The sequence below is a fragment of the Pseudomonas sp. B6(2017) genome (assembly GCF_002112765.1).
GTDB lineage: Bacteria > Pseudomonadota > Gammaproteobacteria > Pseudomonadales > Pseudomonadaceae > Aquipseudomonas > Aquipseudomonas piscis.
The window spans coordinates 393,200-414,971 of the sequence record NZ_NEIQ01000003.1; the positions used below are offsets into that span (position 1 = coordinate 393,200).

General features: G+C 64.2%; 23 protein-coding genes and 1 tRNA gene. 12 read left to right on the plus strand and 12 right to left on the minus strand.

What is annotated here, in order from left to right; genetic code table 11:
* Positions 1-115 precede the first annotated feature (115 nt).
* The 4 genes from gpmI (at position 116) to CAG11_RS07345 (ending at position 5,317) form a co-directional block, all read left to right on the plus strand.
* Positions 116-1,645: a 2,3-bisphosphoglycerate-independent phosphoglycerate mutase gene (gene gpmI, locus CAG11_RS07330; RefSeq protein WP_031319998.1), complete on the plus strand. Its 1,530-nt coding sequence runs from the start codon at positions 116-118 to the stop codon at positions 1,643-1,645.
* Positions 1,646-1,780: 135 nt separating this feature from the next.
* Positions 1,781-3,067 (plus strand): murein hydrolase activator EnvC, encoded by a 1,287-nt coding sequence (locus tag CAG11_RS07335; protein WP_053132556.1) that lies wholly within the window; start codon positions 1,781-1,783, stop codon positions 3,065-3,067.
* Between the two features lie 31 nt (positions 3,068-3,098).
* Positions 3,099-4,409, plus strand: a complete 1,311-nt coding sequence (locus CAG11_RS07340) for a S41 family peptidase (protein ID WP_022639247.1) — start codon at positions 3,099-3,101, stop codon at positions 4,407-4,409.
* A gap of 98 nt (positions 4,410-4,507) precedes the next feature.
* The gene (locus CAG11_RS07345) at positions 4,508-5,317 is read left to right on the plus strand and encodes a divergent polysaccharide deacetylase family protein (RefSeq protein ID WP_085595714.1); all 810 of its coding nucleotides are present in this window, start codon (positions 4,508-4,510) and stop codon (positions 5,315-5,317) included.
* A gap of 77 nt (positions 5,318-5,394) precedes the next feature.
* Here the strand turns inward: CAG11_RS07345 and CAG11_RS07350 are convergent, their stop codons facing one another.
* The 7 genes from CAG11_RS07350 to CAG11_RS07380 all read right to left on the minus strand — a co-directional run bounded on the left by CAG11_RS07350 (position 5,395) and on the right by CAG11_RS07380 (position 11,250).
* Positions 5,395-6,150 carry an ABC transporter substrate-binding protein gene (locus CAG11_RS07350; RefSeq protein ID WP_085595716.1) on the minus strand — a complete coding sequence of 252 codons (756 nt, stop codon included), beginning with the start codon at positions 6,148-6,150 and terminating at the stop codon, positions 5,395-5,397.
* A 63-nt stretch (positions 6,151-6,213) separates the two neighbouring features.
* Positions 6,214-6,984, minus strand: a complete 771-nt coding sequence (hisF, locus tag CAG11_RS07355) for an imidazole glycerol phosphate synthase subunit HisF (protein ID WP_022639244.1) — start codon at positions 6,982-6,984, stop codon at positions 6,214-6,216.
* 88 nt (positions 6,985-7,072) lie between these two features.
* Complete coding sequence (gene hisA, locus CAG11_RS07360) at positions 7,073-7,810, minus strand: 1-(5-phosphoribosyl)-5-[(5-phosphoribosylamino)methylideneamino]imidazole-4-carboxamide isomerase (RefSeq protein WP_085595719.1); 738 nt, start codon at positions 7,808-7,810, stop codon at positions 7,073-7,075.
* Between the two features lie 103 nt (positions 7,811-7,913).
* Entirely contained in the window at positions 7,914-8,174 is a 261-nt protein-coding gene (locus tag CAG11_RS07365; RefSeq protein ID WP_053132563.1) for a DUF2164 domain-containing protein, read from the minus strand.
* Positions 8,175-8,813 carry an imidazole glycerol phosphate synthase subunit HisH gene (gene hisH, locus CAG11_RS07370; protein ID WP_068589465.1) on the minus strand — a complete coding sequence of 213 codons (639 nt, stop codon included), beginning with the start codon at positions 8,811-8,813 and terminating at the stop codon, positions 8,175-8,177.
* The gene (gene hisB, locus CAG11_RS07375) at positions 8,813-9,406 is read right to left on the minus strand and encodes an imidazoleglycerol-phosphate dehydratase HisB (RefSeq protein ID WP_010453482.1); all 594 of its coding nucleotides are present in this window, start codon (positions 9,404-9,406) and stop codon (positions 8,813-8,815) included. Before hisB ends, hisH begins: the two co-directional genes overlap by 1 nt.
* 182 nt (positions 9,407-9,588) lie before the next feature.
* Positions 9,589-11,250 carry an OFA family MFS transporter gene (locus CAG11_RS07380; protein WP_031319992.1) on the minus strand — a complete coding sequence of 554 codons (1,662 nt, stop codon included), beginning with the start codon at positions 11,248-11,250 and terminating at the stop codon, positions 9,589-9,591.
* A gap of 241 nt (positions 11,251-11,491) precedes the next feature.
* Here CAG11_RS07380 and CAG11_RS07385 point away from each other — a divergent pair, with 241 nt between their 5' ends.
* The 5 genes from CAG11_RS07385 to CAG11_RS07405 all read left to right on the plus strand — a co-directional run bounded on the left by CAG11_RS07385 (position 11,492) and on the right by CAG11_RS07405 (position 15,706).
* Positions 11,492-11,890, plus strand: a complete 399-nt coding sequence (locus tag CAG11_RS07385; RefSeq protein ID WP_022639239.1) for an acetyl-CoA sensor PanZ family protein — start codon at positions 11,492-11,494, stop codon at positions 11,888-11,890.
* Between the two features lie 81 nt (positions 11,891-11,971).
* Positions 11,972-14,191 carry an AsmA family protein gene (locus CAG11_RS07390; protein ID WP_085595721.1) on the plus strand — a complete coding sequence of 740 codons (2,220 nt, stop codon included), beginning with the start codon at positions 11,972-11,974 and terminating at the stop codon, positions 14,189-14,191.
* Positions 14,188-15,255: an A/G-specific adenine glycosylase gene (mutY, locus tag CAG11_RS07395; protein ID WP_085595724.1), complete on the plus strand. Its 1,068-nt coding sequence runs from the start codon at positions 14,188-14,190 to the stop codon at positions 15,253-15,255. Before CAG11_RS07390 ends, mutY begins: the two co-directional genes overlap by 4 nt.
* A complete protein-coding gene (locus CAG11_RS07400) occupies positions 15,252-15,524 on the plus strand; it encodes an oxidative damage protection protein (protein WP_022639236.1) in 273 nt (90 codons plus the stop codon). Before mutY ends, CAG11_RS07400 begins: the two co-directional genes overlap by 4 nt.
* A 106-nt stretch (positions 15,525-15,630) precedes the next feature.
* Positions 15,631-15,706 (plus strand) — tRNA-Phe (locus CAG11_RS07405).
* 200 nt (positions 15,707-15,906) lie between these two features.
* On the opposite strand, the gene CAG11_RS07410 is transcribed toward CAG11_RS07405, so the two are convergent.
* The 4 genes from CAG11_RS07410 to CAG11_RS07425 form a co-directional block, all read right to left on the minus strand.
* The gene (locus CAG11_RS07410; RefSeq protein WP_085595726.1) at positions 15,907-16,431 is read right to left on the minus strand and encodes an ATP-binding protein; all 525 of its coding nucleotides are present in this window, start codon (positions 16,429-16,431) and stop codon (positions 15,907-15,909) included.
* 34 nt (positions 16,432-16,465) lie between these two features.
* A complete protein-coding gene (locus CAG11_RS07415) occupies positions 16,466-17,485 on the minus strand; it encodes a MerR family transcriptional regulator (RefSeq protein WP_085595728.1) in 1,020 nt (339 codons plus the stop codon).
* An 86-nt stretch (positions 17,486-17,571) separates the two neighbouring features.
* Positions 17,572-18,027 carry a hypothetical protein gene (locus tag CAG11_RS07420; protein ID WP_085595785.1) on the minus strand — a complete coding sequence of 152 codons (456 nt, stop codon included), beginning with the start codon at positions 18,025-18,027 and terminating at the stop codon, positions 17,572-17,574.
* A gap of 231 nt (positions 18,028-18,258) precedes the next feature.
* Positions 18,259-18,849, minus strand: a complete 591-nt coding sequence (locus tag CAG11_RS07425) for a hypothetical protein (RefSeq protein WP_256578709.1) — start codon at positions 18,847-18,849, stop codon at positions 18,259-18,261.
* Between the two features lie 124 nt (positions 18,850-18,973).
* Between CAG11_RS07425 and CAG11_RS07430 the strand changes: the two genes are divergently transcribed.
* The 3 genes from CAG11_RS07430 (at position 18,974) to CAG11_RS07440 (ending at position 20,861) form a co-directional block, all read left to right on the plus strand.
* On the plus strand, positions 18,974-19,303 hold the full coding sequence (locus tag CAG11_RS07430; RefSeq protein ID WP_085595730.1) for a hypothetical protein: 330 nt from the start codon (positions 18,974-18,976) through the stop codon (positions 19,301-19,303).
* A gap of 38 nt (positions 19,304-19,341) precedes the next feature.
* Positions 19,342-20,316, plus strand: a complete 975-nt coding sequence (locus tag CAG11_RS07435) for an alpha/beta fold hydrolase (RefSeq protein WP_053132582.1) — start codon at positions 19,342-19,344, stop codon at positions 20,314-20,316.
* 134 nt (positions 20,317-20,450) lie between these two features.
* Positions 20,451-20,861 carry a hypothetical protein gene (locus CAG11_RS07440; protein WP_085595732.1) on the plus strand — a complete coding sequence of 137 codons (411 nt, stop codon included), beginning with the start codon at positions 20,451-20,453 and terminating at the stop codon, positions 20,859-20,861.
* Positions 20,862-20,935: 74 nt separating this feature from the next.
* On the opposite strand, the gene CAG11_RS07445 is transcribed toward CAG11_RS07440, so the two are convergent.
* On the minus strand, positions 20,936-21,256 hold the full coding sequence (locus tag CAG11_RS07445; RefSeq protein WP_022639227.1) for a hypothetical protein: 321 nt from the start codon (positions 21,254-21,256) through the stop codon (positions 20,936-20,938).
* Positions 21,257-21,772 lie beyond the last annotated feature (516 nt).

Genomic DNA, 21,772 nt, shown 5'->3' on the forward strand with positions numbered 1-21,772 from the left:
TATACACAGCCCTCAAGGCCGGCCAAACCCCGCCCGGCGGTGACGCCGATGGAACTTGCCTTTAAACTGCCACTCCCTTTTTCAACACCTCCTATTCCAGCCACGAGTGGACGCCATGACTACCACGCCTAAACCTTTGGTCCTGATGATTCTGGATGGCTTCGGTCACAGCGAGAGCCACGAATCCAACGCCGTCTATGCCGCCAACAAGCCTGTCCTGGATCGCCTGTGCGCCAGCGTGCCCAACGGCCTGATCTCGGGTTCGGGCATGGATGTCGGCCTGCCGGACGGCCAGATGGGCAACTCCGAGGTCGGCCACATGAACCTCGGGGCCGGCCGCGTGGTGTACCAGGACTTCACCCGGGTGACCAAGGCCATCCGCGACGGCGAATTCTTCGAGAATCCGACCATCTGCGCCGCCGTGGACAAGGCCGTGGCTGCCGGCAAGGCGGTCCATATCCTCGGCCTGCTGTCGGACGGCGGCGTGCACAGCCACCAGGACCACCTGGTGGCCATGGCCGAGCTGGCCTTCAAGCGTGGCGCCGAGAAAATCTACCTGCACGCCTTCCTCGACGGTCGCGACACCCCGCCCAAGAGCGCCCAGTCGTCCATCGAACTGCTGGACGAAACCTTCAAGACCCTGGGCAAGGGCCGTATCGCCAGCCTGATCGGCCGCTACTTCGCCATGGACCGCGACAACCGCTGGGACCGCGTGGCCCAGGCCTACAACCTGATCGTCGAGGGCCAGGGCCAGTTCAGCGCCGCCAGCGCCCAGGAAGGCCTGCAAGCGGCCTACGCGCGCGATGAGAGCGACGAATTCGTCAAGGCCACCACCATCGGCGAGCCGGTCAAGGTCGAGGACGGCGATGCCGTGGTGTTCATGAACTTCCGCGCCGACCGGGCCCGCGAGCTGAGCCGGGTCTTCGTCGAGGACGACTTCCAGGAGTTCGAGCGTGCGCGCCAGCCGAAACTGGCCGGTTTCGTCATGCTCACCCAGTACGCGGCGAGCATCCCGGCCCCGGCGGCCTTCGCCCCCAGCAGCCTGGAAAACGTGCTGGGCGACTACCTGGCCAAGAACGGCAAGACCCAGCTGCGCATCGCCGAGACCGAGAAGTACGCCCACGTGACCTTCTTCTTCTCCGGCGGCCGCGAAGAGCCGTTCCCGGGTGAAGAACGCATCCTGATCCCGTCGCCGAAGGTCGCCACCTACGACCTGCAGCCGGAAATGAGCGCCCCGGAAGTCACCGACAAGATCGTCGACGCCATCGAGCACCAGCGCTATGACGTGATCATCGTCAACTACGCCAACGGCGACATGGTCGGCCATAGCGGCGTGTTCGACGCCGCAGTGAAAGCCGTCGAGTGCCTGGACCTGTGCGTCGGGCGCATCGTCGACGCCCTGGAGAAGGTCGGTGGCGAAGCGCTGATCACCGCCGACCACGGCAATGTCGAGCAGATGTCCGATGAAACCACCGGCCAGGCCCACACCGCCCACACCACCGAGCCGGTGCCCTTCATCTATGTCGGCAAGCGGCCGCTGAAGGTCCGTGAAGGCGGCGTCCTGGCGGATGTGGCGCCAACCATGCTCAAGCTGCTGGGCCTGCCGCAACCTGCGGAAATGACCGGTAAATCGATCCTGGTCTGATAGCAAATGGCCCAATAATTGGCCGCAAACGGCCTTTTATGACGAACGCCTCAAAGCAGTTGGCTTTGAGGCGTTTTTTTTGCGGCGATGGGCGGGCATACTAGGCCGTCCCTTTCCCTGGTGTCGCCCGCCTCTATGCTTCGCGCCTTGATTGCCCTTGCCCTGACCTGCCTGCTCCAACCGGCTTTCGCCGATGAGCGCGCGCAAACCCAACAACAGTTGGACGCCACGCGTCAGGACATTGCCGAGCTGAAGAAACTGCTGGGCAAGCTGCAGGAAGAAAAGTCCGGAGTACAGAAGGAGCTGCGCGGTACCGAGACCGAGATGGGCAAGCTGGAGAAGCAGGTCGAGGCCCTGCAGAAAGAGCTGAAGAAAAGCGAATCCGAGCTGCAGCGACTCGATGAGGAGAAAAAAAAACTCCAGAGCGCGCGCACTGAACAGCAGCGACTGATCGCCATCCAGGCCCGCGCGGCCTATCAGAACGGGCGCCAGGAATACCTCAAGCTGCTGCTGAACCAGCAGAATCCGGAAAAATTCGCCCGTACCCTCACCTATTACGACTACCTGAGCCAGGCCCGCCTGGAGCAGTTGAAGAACTTCAACGAGACCCTGCGCCAGCTGGCCAACGTGGAAAAGGAAATTTCCCTGCAGCAGGCCCAGTTGCTGGTGCAGAAAAGCAGCCTCGACACCCAGCGCGAAGAACTGGCCAAGGTCCGCAAGGAGCGCCAGCTGGCCCTGGCCAAGCTCAACGACGACGTCAAGGCTCGGGACCAGAAGCTGCAGCAGCGCGAACAGGACCAGGCCGACCTGGGCAAGGTTCTCAAGACCATCGAGGAAACCCTGGCACGCCAGGCTCGCGAGGCGGAAGAGGCGCGTCAGAAAGCGCTGATTGCCCAGCAGGAAGCCGAAAAAAAGCGCTTGCGTGAAGCCCAGGCCGACACCAGCGATGCGCCGCGCAAGCCGGTCCACTCCACCCCTGGGGCACTGGTTTCCAGCGGTGGGCCGTCCTATGGCGGAGCATTCGCTTCGGCACGGGGCAAACTTCCATGGCCAGTCGATGGTCGATTGCTGGCACGCTTTGGTGAAACTCGTGGCGACGATGCCCGCTCCAAGTGGGATGGGGTGATGATCAGCGCTGCCGCCGGCAGCCAGGTCCATGCCGTGCATGGGGGCCGGGTGGTATTCGCCGACTGGCTGCGCGGTGCCGGGCTGCTGGTGATCCTCGACCACGGCAACGGCTACCTGAGCCTCTACGGACACAACCAGACGCTGCTCAAGGAAGCTGGCGACGTGGTCAAGGCCGGAGAGTCCATCTCCACAGTGGGTAATAGTGGCGGACAGGACACTCCTGCGCTGTACTTTGCAATTCGTCAGCAGGGCCGCCCCAGCGACCCGGCACAGTGGTGCCACGCGCAAGGATAAGCGCTGCATCTAAATTAGGAGTTCGTTCGACATGCTGCATTTGTCCCGCCTTACCTCGCTGGCCCTGACGATCGCCCTGGTGATCGGCGCGCCCCTGGCGTTCGCCGCCGAAACCGCCCAGGCGACCAGCGCCGCGACCACCAAGGCGCCCTTGCCGCTGGAAGAGCTGCGCACCTTCGCCGAGGTGATGGACCGCATCAAGGCCGCGTATGTCGAACCTGTCGATGACAAGACCCTGCTGGAAAACGCCATCAAGGGCATGCTCAGCAACCTCGACCCGCACTCGTCCTACCTGGGGCCGGAAGACTTCGCCGAACTGCAGGAAAGCACCAGCGGCGAATTCGGCGGCCTGGGCATCGAGGTCGGCGCCGAAGACGGCTTCATCAAGGTGGTGTCGCCGATCGACGATACCCCGGCCTCCAAGGCCGGAATCCAGGCCGGTGACCTGATCGTCAAGATCAACGGCCAGCCGACCCGCGGCCAGACCATGACCGAGGCCGTGGACAAGATGCGCGGCAAGATCGGCCAGAAGATCACCCTGACCCTGGTCCGCGACGGTGGCACGCCATTCGACGTGACCCTGGCCCGCGCCACCATCCAGGTCAAGAGCGTGAAGAGCCAGTTGCTGGAGTCCGGCTATGGCTACATCCGCATCACCCAGTTCCAGGTCAAGACCGGCGAGGAAGTCTCCAAGGCCCTGGCCAAGCTGCGCAAGGACAACGGCAAGAAGCTCAACGGCATCATCCTCGACCTGCGCAACAACCCGGGCGGCGTGCTGCAGGCGGCGGTGGAAGTGGTCGACCACTTCATCACCAAGGGCCTGATCGTCTACACCAAGGGCCGGATCGCCAATTCCGAGCTGCGCTTCTCCGCCACCGGCAAGGACGAGAGCGAAGCCGTGCCCATGGTGGTGCTGATCAACGGCGGCAGCGCCTCGGCCTCGGAGATCGTCGCCGGCGCCCTGCAGGACCAGAAGCGCGCCGTGCTGATGGGCACCACCAGCTTCGGCAAGGGTTCGGTACAGACCGTGCTGCCGCTGAACAACGATCGCGCCCTGAAGATCACCACCGCGCTGTACTTCACCCCCAATGGCCGCTCGATCCAGGCCCAGGGCATCGTCCCGGACATCGAGGTGCGCCGCGCCAAGATCACCAGCGAGTCCCAGGACGGCGAGTACTTCAAGGAAGCCGACCTCCAGGGCCACCTGGGCAACGGCAACGGCGGCGCCGACAAGCCAAGCGGCTCGAGCGGCAAGGCCAAGCCGATGCCGCAGGACGACGACTACCAGCTGGCCCAGGCCCTGAGCCTGCTCAAGGGCTTGAGCATCACCCGCGGAAAATGATTGAACCCTCGCCGGCCGGCCGACTCCCAAGCAGGGAGCCGGCTAGCCGGCGAAGCGTCCGCCAGGGCGTCCCACTGCCAAGGCCATTGCTGATTCCCATGCTGCACTTTCCTTCGACGCACAGCCGCCAGCCGCTCTCCAGGCTGCTCGGCGGCCTGCTGCTGGCCCTGCTCTGCTGCCTCCCGGCCCAGGCCGCCGCCCCACAGGCGCCCAAGGCCTACCTGAGCCTGATCATCGACGACCTGGGCCAGAACCTGCCCCGCGATCGCCGCGTGCTGGGACTACCCGGTCCGGTAACCACGGCGATCATGCCCGATACGCCCCACGCCGCCGAATTCGCCCGGGAAGCCCACCGCGCGGGCAAGATCGTCATCCTGCACATGCCCATGGACCCGGCCACCGGGCCCTTCGCCTGGCACCCGGAGCTGCCGCAGGAAGAACTGCAGAAGCGGCTGGAAGCGGCGTTCCAGGCCGTGCCCTACACCAGTGGTATCAACAACCACATGGGCAGCCGCATGACGTCCCAGCGACCGGCCATGGCCTGGCTCATGGGCGAGCTGCAACGGCGCAACAAGTTCTTCGTCGACAGCCGCACCAGCGCCCAGACCGTGGCCGCCGCCGAGGCACAGAAGATCGGCCTGGCCAGCGTTTCCCGGGATGTGTTCCTCGACGATGAACGTACCGAGCCGGCGATTGCCCAGCAGTTGCAGACGGCAATCAAGCTGGCACACAAGCAGGGCTCGGCGGTGATGATCGGCCACCCGTATCCGCAGACCCTGGCGGTGCTGGAGCGCGAACTGCCCAAGCTCAAGGCCCAGGGCATCGAGTGGATCGATATCAAGTCGATGATCAGCCTGCGCAGCAACCAGGCCATGAGCGGGCATGGCAAGAACGGCAAGTACAGATAGGGCAGCGCGAAGCGGCAAGCCTCAAGCTACAAGCCAAAGCGCCACCGATCTGCTGTTACCTGTAGCTTGCCGCTGATCTAGAGGTAGCGGCCCATGATCTCTTCCACCAGGCCTTCCTTGCGCATCTCGTCCAGGGCCGCCTGGAGCTTGGCTACCACCTCGTCGGATACGTCCTTGTTCAAGGCCAGGTACAGCTCGGCGCTGTTGAAGCGCAGCACCGTCTTGAGGCCGGTGATGCCTTCCTGCTTGGCCAGGTAGCGCCCGGCGGGATCACCGGTGGCCCAGAGATCGATCTGCCCCGTCACCAGCTTCCTGGCGTTGTCCTGGTCACGCAGTACCACTTGCGGGGCCAGGCCCTGCTTGGCCAGGGTCTCGGCGATGGCATCGCCCTTGTAGGCGCCGATCTTGTACTTGCGCGCCTGCTCCAGGGATTCGAGGGTGATCTTGCTGCCGGCCTTGGCCAGCATGATCCAGTCGTCCGGGCCGATGGGGCCGACCCACTTGAACAACGGCTCGCGGTCCGGCAGCCGGGCCATGACGAACACGCCATAACCCGGCTGTTCCAGGGCCATCTTGTAGATGCGTTCCCAGGGAAAGCGCAGGGTCAGGCTGTAGTTGATGCCGGCGCGCCTGCACATCTCACGGACGATATCCACGGCGATACCGTTGATATTCTCGCCCTGGGCGAAGTTCTTGCCGTTGATGGCCATGTTGTAGGGAGGGAAGTTTTCCGTCAGCAACACCAGGGAGGTGTCGGCGGGTTCGGCGGCGCGGGCGAGGCCACCGAGCAGAAAACCGGCGCTGGCGACAACCACAAGAAGACGTTTGAGCATGACGGGTTACCGGGAACCATGGCGAACTCAAGAGTGCCGCGAGCCCGCCATGCTGTCCAGTGGCTATCGCACCACGATCCCGCGCTGGGCCATGTAGGCCTTGGCCTCGGGAACGGTGTACTCGCCGAAGTGGAAGATGCTGGCCGCCAGCACAGCGCTGGCGTGGCCCTCGATGATGCCATCGGCCAAATGCTGCAGGTTGCCGACACCGCCGGAGGCGATCACCGGGATACCCAGGGCATCGCTGATGGCTCGGGTGACGCCCAGGTCGAAGCCGTTCTTCATGCCGTCCTGGTCCATGCTAGTCAGCAGGATCTCGCCGGCCCCCAGGCCCTCCATCTTCTTCGCCCACTCCACCGCGTCCAGCCCGGTGGGCTTGCGCCCGCCATGGGTGAAGATTTCCCAGCGCGGCTCTTCGCCCGGGCCGGATACCTTCTTGGCATCGATGGCGACCACGATGCACTGGGAACCGAAATGCTGTGCAGCCTCGCCCACGAACTCCGGGTTGAACACCGCGGCGGTGTTGATCGAGACCTTGTCCGCACCGGCATTGAGCAGGTTGCGGATGTCTTGCACGGTACGCACGCCACCGCCCACGGTCAGCGGGATGAACACCTGGCTGGCCATGCGCTCGACGGTATGCAAGGTGGTATCACGACCATCGACGCTGGCGGTGATGTCCAGGAAAGTGATCTCGTCGGCACCCTGTTCATCGTAGCGCCGGGCGATCTCCACCGGATCGCCGGCATCGCGGATGTTTTCGAACTTGACGCCCTTCACTACCCGACCGTTGTCCACGTCCAGGCAAGGGATGATGCGCTTGGCTAGCGCCATAGACTTAATCTCCGATTAAGAAGCTTCAAGCTTCAAGCTGCAAGTAAGAGCAGGCCGAGACCAAGCTTTTTAACTTGCAGCTTGCGGCTTACGGCTTGTAGCTGTCGCAGAACGCCTGAGCCTCTGCCACATCCAGCGTGCCCTCGTAGATCGCCCGGCCCGTGATGGCGCCGATGATGCCGGGAGCCTTGGCGTCCAGCAGGGCCTGGATGTCACCCAGGTTATGGATGCCGCCGGAGGCGATCACCGGGATCGAGGTGGCTTCGGCCAGGGCCTTGGTGAAGGGCACGTTGCAGCCCTGCATCATGCCGTCCTTGGCGATGTCGGTGTAGACGATCGCCGAGACGCCATCGGCCTCGAAGCGCTTGGCCAGGTCGATGACCTGTACCGAGCTGACTTCGGCCCAGCCGTCGGTGGCGACGAAACCGTCCTTGGCGTCCAGGCCGACGATGACCTTGCCCGGGAAGGCGCGGCAGGCCTCGGCGACGAACTCCGGCTCCTTCACCGCCTTGGTGCCGATGATCACGTAGCTGACGCCAGCCTTGACGTAGTGCTCGATGGTTTCCAGCGAACGGATGCCACCGCCGATCTGGATCGGCAGGTTCGGGTAGCGCTTGGCGATGGCGGTAACCACCTCACCGTTGACCGGCTGGCCCTCGAAGGCACCGTTGAGGTCAACCAGGTGCAGGCGGCGGCAGCCACCCTCGACCCATTTGGCGGCCATGCTCACCGGGTCGTCGGAGAATACGGTGGAGTCTTCCATGCGACCCTGGCGCAGGCGCACGCAGGCGCCGTCTTTGAGGTCGATTGCGGGAATGATCAGCATGCTTTTTCCTTCGTCAAAAGAGCTGCAAGCTGCAAGCTGTTAGCTGCAAGCAGGCACGCATTGGTATTTCTTGCAGCTTGCAGCCTGGAAGCTGGCCGCTGCCTTAATTCTTCTCGAGCGCCCACAGGTCGCTTTCGATGCTCTCAAACCGCTCCTTGAGGTGCAGCTGAACATCGGCAATCGCCCTGTTGTAGTAGTGGGGGGCAATTTCCTTGCTGAACAACTCGAGGACCTCGGCCACCTCGAACGACCCCAGCTGCAGGTCGAAGCGGTCTTCGAGCAAGCGCTTGAGCTTGTCGAGCGCCTCGCGCTCCTGCTCGGGGGTCAGCGTCAGTATCGGCGCCTTGGTCCGCGACCTGTTCATTTACCAGCGACCGTCCCAGGCCGCGAAGTTCTGCAGCAGCTGCAGGCCATGGGTATGGCTCTTCTCCGGGTGGAACTGCACGGCAAAGCGCGAGCCCTCGGCCAGCGCCGCGGCGAAGTCCACGCCGTAGTGGCCGCTGCCCACCACCTGCCGGGCATTGCCGGCGGTGATGTAGTAGCTGTGCACGAAGTAGAAGCGCGCCAGGTCCGGGATGCTGTGCCACAGCGGATGGTCCACCGCCTGCTTCACTTCGTTCCAGCCCATGTGCGGCACCTTGAGGTGCTCGCCCTCTTCCACCAGGCCCTTGCCGAAGAACTTCACCTGGCCGGGAAACAGCCCGATGCAGTCCACGCCGTCGTTCTCTTCGCTGTGCTCCAGCAGGGCTTGCATGCCCACGCAGATCCCCAGGAACGGACGGTCCTGGCTGACTTCACGCACCAGGGCGTCGAAGCCCAGGCGGCGGATCTCGGCCATGCAGTCGCGGATTGCGCCCACGCCGGGAAACACCACCCGATCGGCTTCGCGGATCACGCTGGCGTCGCTGGTGATCAGCACCTTGCCGGCGCCCACGTGCTCCAGGGCCTTGGCCACGGAGTGCAGGTTGCCCATGCCGTAGTCGATGACGGCTACCGTCTGCATTACAGCACGCCCTTGGTGGAAGGCATCTGCCCGGCCATGCGCTCGTCCAGCTCCACCGCCATGCGCAGCGCACGGCCGAAGGCCTTGAACACGGTCTCGATCTGGTGGTGAGTGTTGTGGCCGCGCAGGGTGTCGATGTGCAGGGTCACGTTGGCGTGGTTGACGAAACCCTGGAAGAACTCCTGGAACAGGTCGACATCGAAGCCGCCGACGGTGGCACGGGTGAAGGGCACGTGCATCTGCAGGCCGGGGCGGCCGGAGAAATCGATCACCACGCGGGACAGGGCTTCATCCAGCGGCACATAGGCATGGCCATAGCGGCGGATGCCTTTCTTGTCGCCGATGGCCTTGCTGAACGCCTGGCCCAGGGTGATGCCGACGTCTTCCACGGTGTGGTGGTCGTCGATATGCAGGTCGCCCTTGCTTTCGATATCCAGGTCGATCAGCCCATGCCGGGCGATCTGGTCCAGCATGTGCTCGAGGAAAGGTACGCCGATATCGAATCGGGCCTTTCCGGTGCCATCCAGGTTGATCGAGGCTTTGATCTGGGTTTCCAGAGTGTCGCGCTCGACAGATGCCTTACGTTCGGCCATCACCAGCTCCGCAAAATCATTGGGCGAAAAAGGCGAGCAGTATAGGCCCGGGGAGGGCCAAACAGGAACACGTCGAACGACATCCTGACGGGCGCGAACCAATGGCTGCGGGGTTGTACCTGTCATGACAAGCAACCCCGGGCGCGAAAGCGAGCGACCTCGCTCCCGCGCCAGGCAGGATCCTAGTGGAACAGCACTGCGGTCTTCTGCAGGGTTATCCACACGCCCCATGCCAGGGGGATGCCCACCACCAGCCAGGCGGCGATCACCAGCGGCTTGCTGCCAGGCGAAGCCTTCCACTCCAGGACGACGCTGCTGTCGGCGCCCTTGTCGTGGCCCAGGGCCTGCTCGGCCGCCAGTTGCTCGTCGGTCATGAAGTACTTGTCGGCCACCGGGCGCACCATCAGGTTGCACAGGAAGCCCAGCACCAGCAGGCCGGCGAGGATGTACAGGGTGATGTCGTAGGCCGCGGCGCGCTCGACGCCGATGCTCAGCTGGTATTCGCGCAGGTAGTTCACCAGCACCGGGCCCAGCACGCCGGCGGCCGCCCAGGCCGTCAGCAAGCGGCCGTGGATCGCGCCCACCATCTGGGTGCCGAACAGGTCCGCCAGGTAGGCCGGGACCGTGGCGAAACCGCCGCCGTACATCGACAGGATGATGCAGAACGCCGCCACGAACAGGGCGATGTTGCCCAGGTGGCCGAGGTTCGGGATCAGCGCATACAGGGCAAACCCGAGGGCGAAGAACACGAAGTAGGTGTTCTTGCGGCCCAGGTAGTCGGAGAACGACGCCCAGAAGAACCGGCCACCGATGTTGAACAGGCTCAGCAGGCCGGTGAAGCCGGCGGCGATGGCGGCGATCTGCGCCAGTTGCCCGGCGTCCAGCTGGCTGAAGCTCAGGCCGTTGCCCAGCAGTTTGCCGGCGAACACTTCCTGCAGCAGTGGCGAGGCCATGCCGAGGATGCCGATACCGGCCGACACGTTAAGGCACAGCACCAGCCACACCAGGCGGAACTGCGGGGTCTTCCAGGCCACGTTCACATGCACGTGGCGGTGGGTGATCATCGCGTTACCGGCTTTTTTCGCCGGCGCGTTCCAACCCTCGGGCTTCCAGCCGGTGGGCGGTACGCGATACGCCAGGGCGCCGCCGATCATGAACACGAAGTAGATCGCGGCCATCACCAGGAAGCTCTGCCAGACGCCGACGCTGGTGGGAGTAGCGAAGTGGCTCATCAACGCGGCCGCCAGGGGCGCACCGACCATCGCACCGCCGCCGAAGCCCATGATCGCCATGCCGGTGGCCATGCCGCGCTTGTCCGGGAACCACTTGATCAGGGTCGACACCGGGGAGATGTAGCCCAGGCCCAGGCCGATCCCGCCGATCACCCCGGAGCCGATCCACATCAGCCAGATCTGGTGGGTATAGACCCCCAGGGCGGAAATCAGCAGGCCGCCGCACCAGCACAGGGCGGAGACCACCCCAGCCTTGCGTGGACCGGCGTGCTCCAGCCAGCCGCCCCAGATCGCCGCCGAGCAGCCCAGGAAGATGAAGAACAGGGTGTAGATCCAGCCGAGCATGGAGATCGGCCAGTCACACTGGGACGAGAAGACCTGGGCGATGAAGCCCATGCCCGGCTCGCAAGCCACGGGCGCGCTGATACCCAGCGCCTTGGACAGCGGCAGCCAGAACACCGAGAAGCCATAGGCCATGCCGATGCACAGGTGGATGGCCAGGGCGGCCGGTGGTACCAGCCAGCGGTTGAAACCGGGCTTGGCGATGATGCGTTCTTTGGACAAGAACGCCGGCTGGGCGGGCACGCTGGCCGCCACGTTGCTAGAGCTCATGGATGTTCCCCCAATTATTGGAATTGTTCATCGGCCACTCCCCTGCGACGACCTTGGCACGAGGGCACGGTCGTTCTGATTGAGTAAAGCTTCCTTTGGGCAGGCGCGACATTAAGTCGCAGAAGGACGGACGAACCGCCAGAGGTTACCATTTGCAAAACATTAAGAAAGCAAACTGCTATCTCCTTTTTTACCGCGACTGCTCTGGTGGTCGCCGCCCACCCTCGCTCCAGGAACCCCAATGCCCATCGTTGTCCAAGCGCTGCACGACGCCAGCCCCCAGGACCAGCAGGACCTGCGCAAGATCTACCAGGACGCCCCGGACTGGCTGTTCGCCCCCCATGCCGATGCCCCGCAACTGATCGCCCATGCCCTGGGGGAGACCAGCCTGCTGGTGGCGCGCTTCAACGACCGCCTGCTGGGAGCCGGATATCTGCAACGGCACTCGGACGGCTGGTCCCTGTCCCACCTTTGTGTGCGCAAGATCACCCGGCGCCGCGGCGTGGCCGAACGCCTGGTGAGCCAGGCCCGGGAAATGGCCCGGACCGAGGGGGCGAACCTCTGCCTGCTGGCACCGGCCGGGCATCTCGAGGCCCAGGCCCTGGCGGCCAAGCTGCGACTGGAACTCAAGTACCCGTAGACGGTTTGGGTCAACAGTCGCCAGGTCCGGGGCGTTATACTGCCCCGCTAAATTTTGAATTCGACATACAAGGACTCGCCCATGAAAGCGCTCGGCAAAATCCTGGGTCTGGTAATTCTCGGGCTGTTACTGATCATCGTGGCTCTGGGCTTCGCCCTGACCCACCTGTTCGACCCCAACGACTACAAAGACGAAATCCGCCAGATCGCCCGGGACAAGGCCCACATCGAGCTGACCCTCAATGGCGACATCGGCTGGAGCCTGTTCCCCTGGCTCGGCCTGGAACTGCACGACGCCGGGGTGGCCACCCTGGCCAACCCCACCCAGCCTTTCGCCGACCTGCAGATGCTGGGCCTGTCGGTTCGCGTGCTGCCATTGCTGCGCCGCGAAGTACAGATGAGCGACGTCCGGGTCGAGGGCCTGAACCTGCGCCTGAACCGCGACAAGGACGGTCACGGCAACTGGCAGGACATCGGCAAGGCTGCGCCGGCCGACCGCCAGGCCGAGACGCCTGCCACCAGCACCGGCGAAACCGGCGAGGCTGCGGCCAGCGCGGAAAAACCCGCGCAGCCGATCCGCCTGGATATCGACAGCCTGACGGTGAACAACGCCCGGGTCGAATACAACGACGAACAGACCGGCAAGCAGTTCACCGCCGAGAGCATCCAGCTCAGCACCGGGCCGATCCACGAAGCCACCAACACTCCGGTCAAGCTCACCGCCTTCCTGGCCAGCAGCCAACCGGCAGTGCGCGTGCGCACCGAGCTCAACGGCGAACTGCGCTTCGACCGCGCCCTGCAGCGCTACCAGTTCGAGGACATGCGCTTGTCCGGCGAGGCGGCCGGCGACCCGTTGCAAGGCAAGACCCTGACCTTCTCCGCCCAGGGCCAGCTGCTGCTGGACAAGGCCGCCAACGTCGGCCAGTGGACCGGGCTGAAGCTCTCCCTCAACCAGCTGCGGGCCCTGGGCGAACTCAAGGTCAATGACCTGGACAAGACGCCACAGATCAGCGGCGGGATCTCCATCGCCCAGTTCGACCTGGCGAAGTTCGTCGACAGCATCGGCCAGACCCTGCCGGCCATGGCCGAGGGCAGCCTGAGCAAGGTCGAGCTGGCCAGCCGCCTGCAAGCCACGCCCACCAGCCTGGCCCTGGAAGATCTCAATCTGAAGCTCGACGACAGCAGCTTCAGCGGCCGCCTGGCCATCGAGGACTTCGCCAAGCAAGCCCTGCGCGCCCAGCTCAAGGCCGATACCTTCAATGTCGACCGCTACCTGCCGCCCAAGTCCGCCGCAGCCAACAGCGCCGCCGCGGCCCGCAAGGCCGAAGTACAGGGTAGCGAGGCGGCTGCCGCGGGCGGCACCACGCCGCTGCCCGACGCACCGACCAAGGGCGCCTGGAGCACCGACCGCCTGCTGCCGGTGGAGCGCCTGGCCCAGCTCGATGTCGACGCCGACCTGAACTTCGGCCAACTGACCCTGGACAAGCTGCCGATCCAGAATGCCGCGCTCAAGGCCTCCGGCCAGGGCGGCCTGCTGAAACTCGCCGACCTGCGCGGCGAGCTGTTCAACGGCAGCTTCGAGGCCAACGGCACCCTGGACGTGCGCCAGAGCACCCCGAAACTGAACCTGCAGACCCGGATCAACCGGGTGCCGGTGGAGCGCATCCTGGAAAACCAGGGCCAGAATCCTCCGGTCAAGGGCCTGGTCACCCTGAGCAGCAACCTCACTGGCAATGGCAACAGCCAGAAGGCGCTGATCGACAGCCTCAACGGCACCGCCAGCTTCGCCATCAACAACGGTGTGCTGCTCAACGCCAGCATCGAGCAACAGCTGTGCCAGGGTATCGCCGTGCTCAACCGCAAGAACCTGACCAGTACCCCGCGCGGCAAGGACACCCCGTTCCAGGAGCTCAAGGGCAACCTGACCTTGCGTAATGGCGTGGCCAGCAACCCGGACCTGAAGGTGCGCATCCCCGGCATGACCGTCAACGGCAACGGCGACATCGACCTGCGCGTGCTGGGCCTGGATTATCGCGTGGGCATCATCGTCGAAGGCGACCTGAGCGATAACCCGGATCCGGCCTGCCAGGTGGGCGAGCGCTTCCGTGGCATCGAGCTGCCGCTGCGTTGCCGTGGCCCGCTGGAGCTGGGCGCCAAGGCCTGCCGCCTGGACAAGGACGGCCTGGGCCAGGTCGCGGCCAAGCTGGCGGGCGAGCGACTCAAGGAAAAGATCGACGAGAAGCTCGGCGACAAGGTCAGCCCGGAACTGAAGAACGCGATCAAGGGGCTGTTCAAGCGATGAGAGCCGAGGCTTTTTCCAGCGCGGTGCTGGATTGGTATGACCGTCACGGGCGCCACGACCTGCCCTGGCAACAGGACATCAACCCGTATCGGGTCTGGGTCTCGGAGATCATGCTGCAGCAGACCCAGGTCAGTACCGTGCTCAACTACTTCGACCGCTTCATGGCCTCCCTGCCCACGGTGCAGGCCCTGGCCGAGGCACCGGAAGACGAAGTGCTGCACCTGTGGACCGGCCTGGGCTACTACACCCGCGCACGCAACCTGCAGAAGACCGCGAAGATCGTGATGGCCGAGCATGGCGGCGAGTTTCCCCGCGACGTGGAAAAACTCACCGAGCTGCCGGGTATCGGGCTCTCGACCGCCGGGGCCATCGCCAGCATCAGCATGGGCCTGCGGGCGCCGATCCTGGATGGCAACGTCAAGCGGGTCCTGGCGCGCTTCACCGCCCAGGAGGGCTACCCGGGGGAACCCAAGGTGGCCAAGCAGCTATGGGCGGCCGCCGAACGCTTCACGCCCCACTCGCGGGTCAACCACTACACCCAGGCGATGATGGACCTGGGGGCGACCCTGTGCACCCGTAGCAAGCCCAGTTGCCTGCTGTGCCCCCTGGAGCGGCACTGCGAGGCGCACATGCTCGGCCTTGAGACCCGCTACCCGGTGCCCAAGCCGCGCAAGGAGGTGCCACAGAAGCGCACCCTGATGCCCATGCTGGCCAACCGCGAAGGCGCCATCCTGCTTTACCGACGCCCCTCCAGCGGGCTCTGGGGCGGGCTCTGGAGCCTGCCGGAGCTCGATGGACTGGACGACATCCAGCACCTGGCCATGCAGCACTCCCTGGAGCTGGGTCAACAACAGCAGATGCCTGCTCTGGTACACACCTTCAGCCACTTCCAGCTGGCCATCGAGCCCTGGCTGATCCGAGTCGAAGAGTCGGCCCTGCACGTCGCCGAGGCCGACTGGCTCTGGTATAACCTCGCCACCCCGCCGCGCCTGGGCCTTGCCGCCCCGGTGAAGACACTGCTCAAACGCGCGGCTGAAGTATTGAATGCAGGAGAGTCGTCATGACCCGCACCGTAATGTGCCGCAAGTACCAAGAAGAACTGCCAGGCCTGGACCGTCCGCCGTACCCGGGCGCCAAGGGCCAGGATATCTACGAGCACGTCTCGGCCAAGGCCTGGGGCGACTGGCAGAAGCACCAGACCCTGCTGATCAACGAAAAGCGCCTGAACATGATGAACGCCGAGGATCGCAAGTTCATCCAGGCGGAAATGGACAAGTACTTCTCCGGCGAGGAATACGCCAAGGCCGAAGGTTACGTGCCGCCAGCGGAGTGAAACCGCTGCAAATCCGGGGGGCGGATCGTAAGCGGCGGTAATAATTAAACTTTTTTTCAAAACTTGCTTGACGCCCCCCTGAAAAACCCGTTTAATGCGCCCCGTTGCCCAGATAGCTCAGTCGGTAGAGCAGGGGATTGAAAATCCCCGTGTCGGCGGTTCGATTCCGTCTCTGGGCACCACCTTCAGTTTTCAGGTGGCCAAGCACACCTGAAGACACACAGAAAGCCCGCCTAGTGCGGGCTTTTTGCTTTCTACGGTTTACCAACCCTTCCCCGCCGATTCGGCCTGGAGCCCCGCCCGCAGCACGGCAGCAACGCTGTGATCCGCCAGCGCATCGCTCCATAGCCAGCCTCAATGGATAACGCGCTACAACCTGCGCCTATTCACGATCGGTGAATACCATCCGCGCACCTGCCAGCTCCTGCGACTGCGGGGCTTCGAATACGCTTTCAGCGAAATCGAACATCTGCGGAGTGACCTCCATGGCGTACGTTTGCCCCCGCTGCTCATTGCGGCGCGCTACCCGATTGCGCCGAGCTTGCGCTTCCGCGGTGACGTAGTGGAGTACGGCCGGGCTGCCGTGCCGGGCGGCAAAGGCGTACGCCGTCTCGCGTCGCTGGCGACGAAGAAAGCCCAGGTCGAGGATGACGGAGCCGCCACAGCGCAATACCTCGGCAGCCACCGAGTAGATGACTGCCTCGCAACGATCCACTCGCTCGGCGAACCATGCCGGGTTCATTGCCTGGACAGTGGTGCCCGATGCGATGTCAGGCGCAAACAACTTGGCCATCCAGGCATCCATGGAGAAAACCACGGCGCTACCGCCGCTCGAGAGTTCATGGGCATAAGTGGACTTGCCCGCCCCCACGGGCCCGCAAACCAGGTGGACAGCGCTGTGTTCCATGATCGATTCCTTATTGAAAGTTCAGCGGCACGATTTAGATCAGCGCCAGGGCGCGGTGGATGAAATGCACCAGCGAGTCGTTCAGGCCGGTGTATGCACTCAAGCCAGCTTCTTGTGCGTAGGCATGGCGCACCTTGCGCTCAAGCTCCGGGTCGTCACCGTAATGGGAGGCACGAAACAACCCCAGCCACTGCCGGGCCAGCTCCTGCATACCAGGGGATGCGGCTTCGAGGCCGTTGCGCTGATGCTCGCGGGCCTGTGCGATCAAGGGCTGCCACTGCCAAAGATGCTCGAGTTGGCGCTGCGTCAGGTCTTGCTGCTCGGCGGGGGTCAGGTAGTTGACCATTAGCGCTGCTCGAGCATGGACGAAGGCCACCATGACCCAATCCAGCATGGCGTCATGAATCCCGTTGAGTTGCTGCGCTCGCCGGGAATTTCGCTGGAGCGCCGTCAGCTTGAAGGCCAGCTCGGCATCCTCGGCGACGGTCAAATGCACCAGGCGCATCCAGCGCCAGGCCAATGCTTGCGCGTGCGGACTGTGCCCTGGCGTCTGCGCCGCGATGGCTGACTGGACGTCGGCCACCAGCAGTTCCCAGTCCCGCTCGACATCATCCAGCCGCTCTTCGACGGCCAGCAAGGCCGCGATCTCGCTTGCGGACAAGACTTCCTCTTGCAGGGCCAGCATCTCCAGCATGTCGATCCAGTCGATGCCGAGAAGCACGGTGCCCTTGCCTATCTTCTGGTTCAGCCTCAGCAGGCGCACACGCAGCTTCTCGATATGGCGTTGCTGCGCAGCCAGGGATTCAAGTTGCCGGGAAATGAGCTCTGCGGGAGACAGGCTGTCCGCTTGCAGCATCTGCTTGATCTGCTCCAGCGAATGCCCGCCCTGCTTGAGCACCTGGATACGCCCCAGACGAGCGGCGTCGGCCTCTGAATACAGCCGATTGCCGCCATTGGAGCGTGTGGAGGGAGAAAGCAGTCCCAGCCCATCGTAATGATGCAAGGTGCGCACTGTAACGCCAGCCCTGAGAGCCAGTTCACCGATCTTCAACATTCCTCATCTGCCTCCCTACGCCGAGCAATGGTTGAAGACAGGATAGATCCTCACGCTACGTCAGGTTCAAGCCCCCAGGGCTGCGCTCAAAAGTTATCCCAATGGACGTTGAGATCGCGCCGGGCGCTAGCGGCGACATCGATAGTGCTACGCCGCTCCAGGCCCTTGCGGGTAGTGACGACCTGGAACTTGCCGGGGGGCAGCTGCACATAGACGATCGGCCCCACCCCGGCCAGGCTCAACAGGGAATGCCCCTGGGCATTCTCGATGGCCACGTCCACATCCGAGGTGTACTGGTTCTGCGGGCCGACGGAAAACGTCAGGTGCAGGTTGTAGCCCGTTACCTGCTGGATGGCCCGCGACTCATCCAGGCCGATCCCGCCGCTGAGGTAGGCGATTCCGTTTTGCTGCTGCGGCACCAACTGGACGCCGGCCGGATCGATCGGCTCGCTGCTGGCGACGGCGCCCAGTACGCTGGGTGATGCCAACGCAAGCAGCAGCACGGCGAGCGCCGACATGACACTGATGGAAGAGCATTTCATGATGACCACTCCCGGGTTCGTTTCGAACCCCTGCAATGGGGCGCCACCATCAAGCCTCCAGCCCCAGGATCGGTAGCGCCCGGGCCTCCCCTATTGCATCGCGAATGGCCAAGCCACGGCAGCCCTGCACAACTGGCCCGCCTCAAGCTCCCAAACTTCAGTGTACGCCTCGATACCGGCGGTTTTAGACCGATTCGGCACCAGGGCTTGAGCGAAGACGCCTAAGGCGCCTCAGTCCGCGCCTGCCTCCATCAGCCCCTCGAGCGCGGCGTCGGCCTCGGCCCGCTGCGCCGGGGTCGGCCCGGTGGCGAACCGGCTACGCCCCTGGTCCAGGGCCAGGTAGGCATTGTCGCCATCGCCCCAGATGTAGGAGTAGATGAACAGGAAGCTGTCGGATTCGGGCTGGCAGAAGGCGGCGACGCCGCGCAAGGGCGCCAGCAACTGGATCATCTCGCCGTAGTTGTCGGTGAACTCCAGCAAGGCGAACTGCCAGCGACCAGCCTTGGGGTCATAACGTGAATACGCACCGGGGCCCATCCAGATCTCCACCGTTTCCTGCAGGCTGCGCGCCCCGGAGTCGCGCAACGACTCGGCGTCCACCAGGCCCGGGCCGTACATCTGCTTGCTGTTGAACCATTGCTGCCAGTCGCCATAGGCCAGTGCCGGGCGCGGCGTCGCCGCCATGGCCTTGGCATAGTCTTCCGGCGTCATGTTGCAGCGCAGATAGACCGAAGACGGCTCGTTCGCCCGCACCTGTGCGCCAGCGGCCATGAGCACCGCCAGCACCAGCCCCTTCCATGAGCACCACCGCATCATCGTCATTCCCGATCCTTGCAAAAAAAGAGCGCCAGCATACCTTTGCGCCGCCAATGACAGGCCACGGCGTTATCACCAAGGGCCTCTCGCAGAGTAAAGTGACCATCGCCTCGCAAAGGAACGGCCCGCAGTGAACCAGAAACGAACCCGCATCCCCCTGCCCCACCCCAAGCCCGTCGACAACCGTAGCGGCGCCTGGCTGCTGCTGGTAGTCGGGACCGTGCTGCTGTTGCTCAGCGGGCTGCTGGCCTGGACCCTGGCCGGCGCGCTGGTCGACGGGCAGATCGTCACCGGCAACCGCGCCGGCCCCAGGCACGTCTACAGCCTGGCGCTGCAGCCCACCCAGTTCTATGGCGAGCTGCTGTGGCAGGGCCTCACTACCCTGCTCCTGGGCGCACTGGCCGCTGCCGCCCTGTGGATCGGACGGTCATTGATGGTCGCCGATAGACCCCGCCGCTGAGCCAGGACCCCACTTCAGCCATTCAGGAACACGTTCCCATGTCCCTGTTATCCCCTCCCGAACAGCCAGCCACCCGCCACGCCACCGTCGAACCGGCCAGTGGCCCCAGCGAAAGCTTCAAGGAGCCCGCGGCCGACGGCGTCATGCTCGGCGGCTTTGCCTGGCGCCATGCCCAGCCGGATCCACAACGCCCGGTGGTGATCATCAGCGCCGCCACCTCGGTGCGCTGCCGCTACTACTTTCGCTTCGCCGACTACCTGTTTGCCCACGGCTTGGATGTCATGACCTACGACTACCGTGGCATCGGCGAATCGCGGCCGGCATCCCTCAAGGGCTTCAAGGCCTCCTGGTCGGACTGGGGCGCCCTGGATTTCGAAGCGATGCTGCAACGTGCCCAGCGCGAATTTCCCGGCCAGCCGATCGACGTCGTCGGCCACAGCTTCGGCGGTTGCGCGGCAGGCCTGGGCAACTCGGCGGGGGTGATCCGGCGCATGGCGACCATGGGCGCGCAATTCGCCTACTGGCGTGACTACGCCCCGGCAGAACGCTGGCGGATGCTGGGCAAATGGCACCTGGCGATGCCCCTGCTGACCCGCCTCTATGGTTACTTCCCCGGCAAGCGCCTGGGGTGGATGGAAGACACCCCGGCCGGGGTGGTCCGCGACTGGAGCACCCCGCACCCGCGCTACGAAGGGCGCCCCAGTGGCCGCAAGATCGCCACCGAGCGCAATGGCCAGCCTTTCGCCCATGTCACGGCACCGATCCTGGCCATCAGCCTCAGCGACGATCCGTTCGGCACCGTGGCCGCCATCGAACGCCTGCTGGGCTATTTCCACAACAGCCCGCGCACCCATTTGCGTATCCGTCCGCAGGACATCGGCGAGACCGCCGTCGGCCACTTCGCATTCTTCCACAGCCGTTTCGAGACCCGGTTGTGGCCGATCATCCTCGGCTGGCTGCGCCACGGCGAACTGGATAGCCGCAGCCCGGGGCGCCTGATCCCCAGGAACTGAGCCGCGACCGACACCACCTCCCGGCCGAAGGCAGGTGCCCCACCGCCGATTTACTGGCATCCTTGCCCGCCTCACCGGCCGCCACTGCACGGCGGCCCATGCGATACATCTTCAGGCAACCAGGTAACACGCCCATGGCATCTGCGAACAAGCAACACAAAAGGGCCCAGCGGGCGAAAACCAAGGCCAAGCAAAACCGCGTCAAGCGCACTGCACCGACCTCGGAACTGGACCTGGACCCCAACGACAGCCGCATCGACTTCGAATCGGTAGACCTGACCGAGCTGTTCGTGAAAATGCGCGACGCCGAGAAAACCAGCCAGCAGGCCATGTGCGCGGCGTTCCTGGCGGCCCCGTTGCTGGAACTGGTGTATGAGCAGGAGGGCGAACAAGGCGCCACCGACTTCATCCTCGCGGCACTGATCGAATACCGTAACTGGTCCACCGAGGCCGACGAAGCCACGGCGCTGGCCTGGATCGAATCCGAGGCCTTCCAGGCCGATTACCTCGCCGCCTCCCAGGCCCTGTTCAGCACCGAAGGCTGAACGAGCGGCAAGAAAAAAGGGCGCATCCTGTGGATGCGCCCTTTTGCATTTCAGCTACTAGAACCGCCCGATACTCAGGCCGCTTCCAGCCGCGGGATTTCCATGCCGATGCGCGAGCTGGCGAAGCTCAGGTCGCCGCTGGCGATGGATTGGGCCTTGAAGCCGGCGCCGATCAGGTCACGGACGAACAGCTTGTTGTAGATGAACATGAACACCAGGTTGCTCAGGCCGAAAGTGAACATGGACAGCAGGAACATGATGGCTGCCCATTTCCAGTCGGCGCGGAACAGGGCCGGGATGAAACCGAAGAAGAACACGGTCCAGGAGAAACCGACTGGCGCTTCCTTGATGGCTCCGGTGTTCGGGTTTTTGAAGATGATTTTGGTGAACGCCATGTGCGTCTCCTTGCCGCCCCGTTATGAGGAACCAATGACCGGGCGATCACCATTGGAACCAGTGCTAGGTTCTTCGGGCAGGGACCATCGACCACGCCAAGGGCGAGTGCAAACCGGTCAAGAGCTGGAAAGGCGAGGCGTTTCAAGGGAAAGCGGCGGACCCGCAGGTTCCGACAAGCGTTCAATCCCTTGTACAAAAGCGCTATTCCATAGCTCCTCTCACGCTGGCACGCAAGAGCTCTTATCGAAGAGCGCGCAGGCTACTATTTCGCCTGCATGCTGTCCACGAAACCTCATGTAACAAGTCACAAATCCAATAAAAACGCCCTCTGTCTATGTCGGCAACGGTCTTTTTGAATTCCAGGCGATCAATTGATCCGCCCCACCCCCCACACGCAAGTGCGACCGACACGTCCCCGGATACCGCCACATCGGCGCCGGCAGCCCCACGCCGGATCAGAAGCTGGACACCCATGACCTGCCGGAACAAAAAAGACTAACTCCACCCGGCCCGGG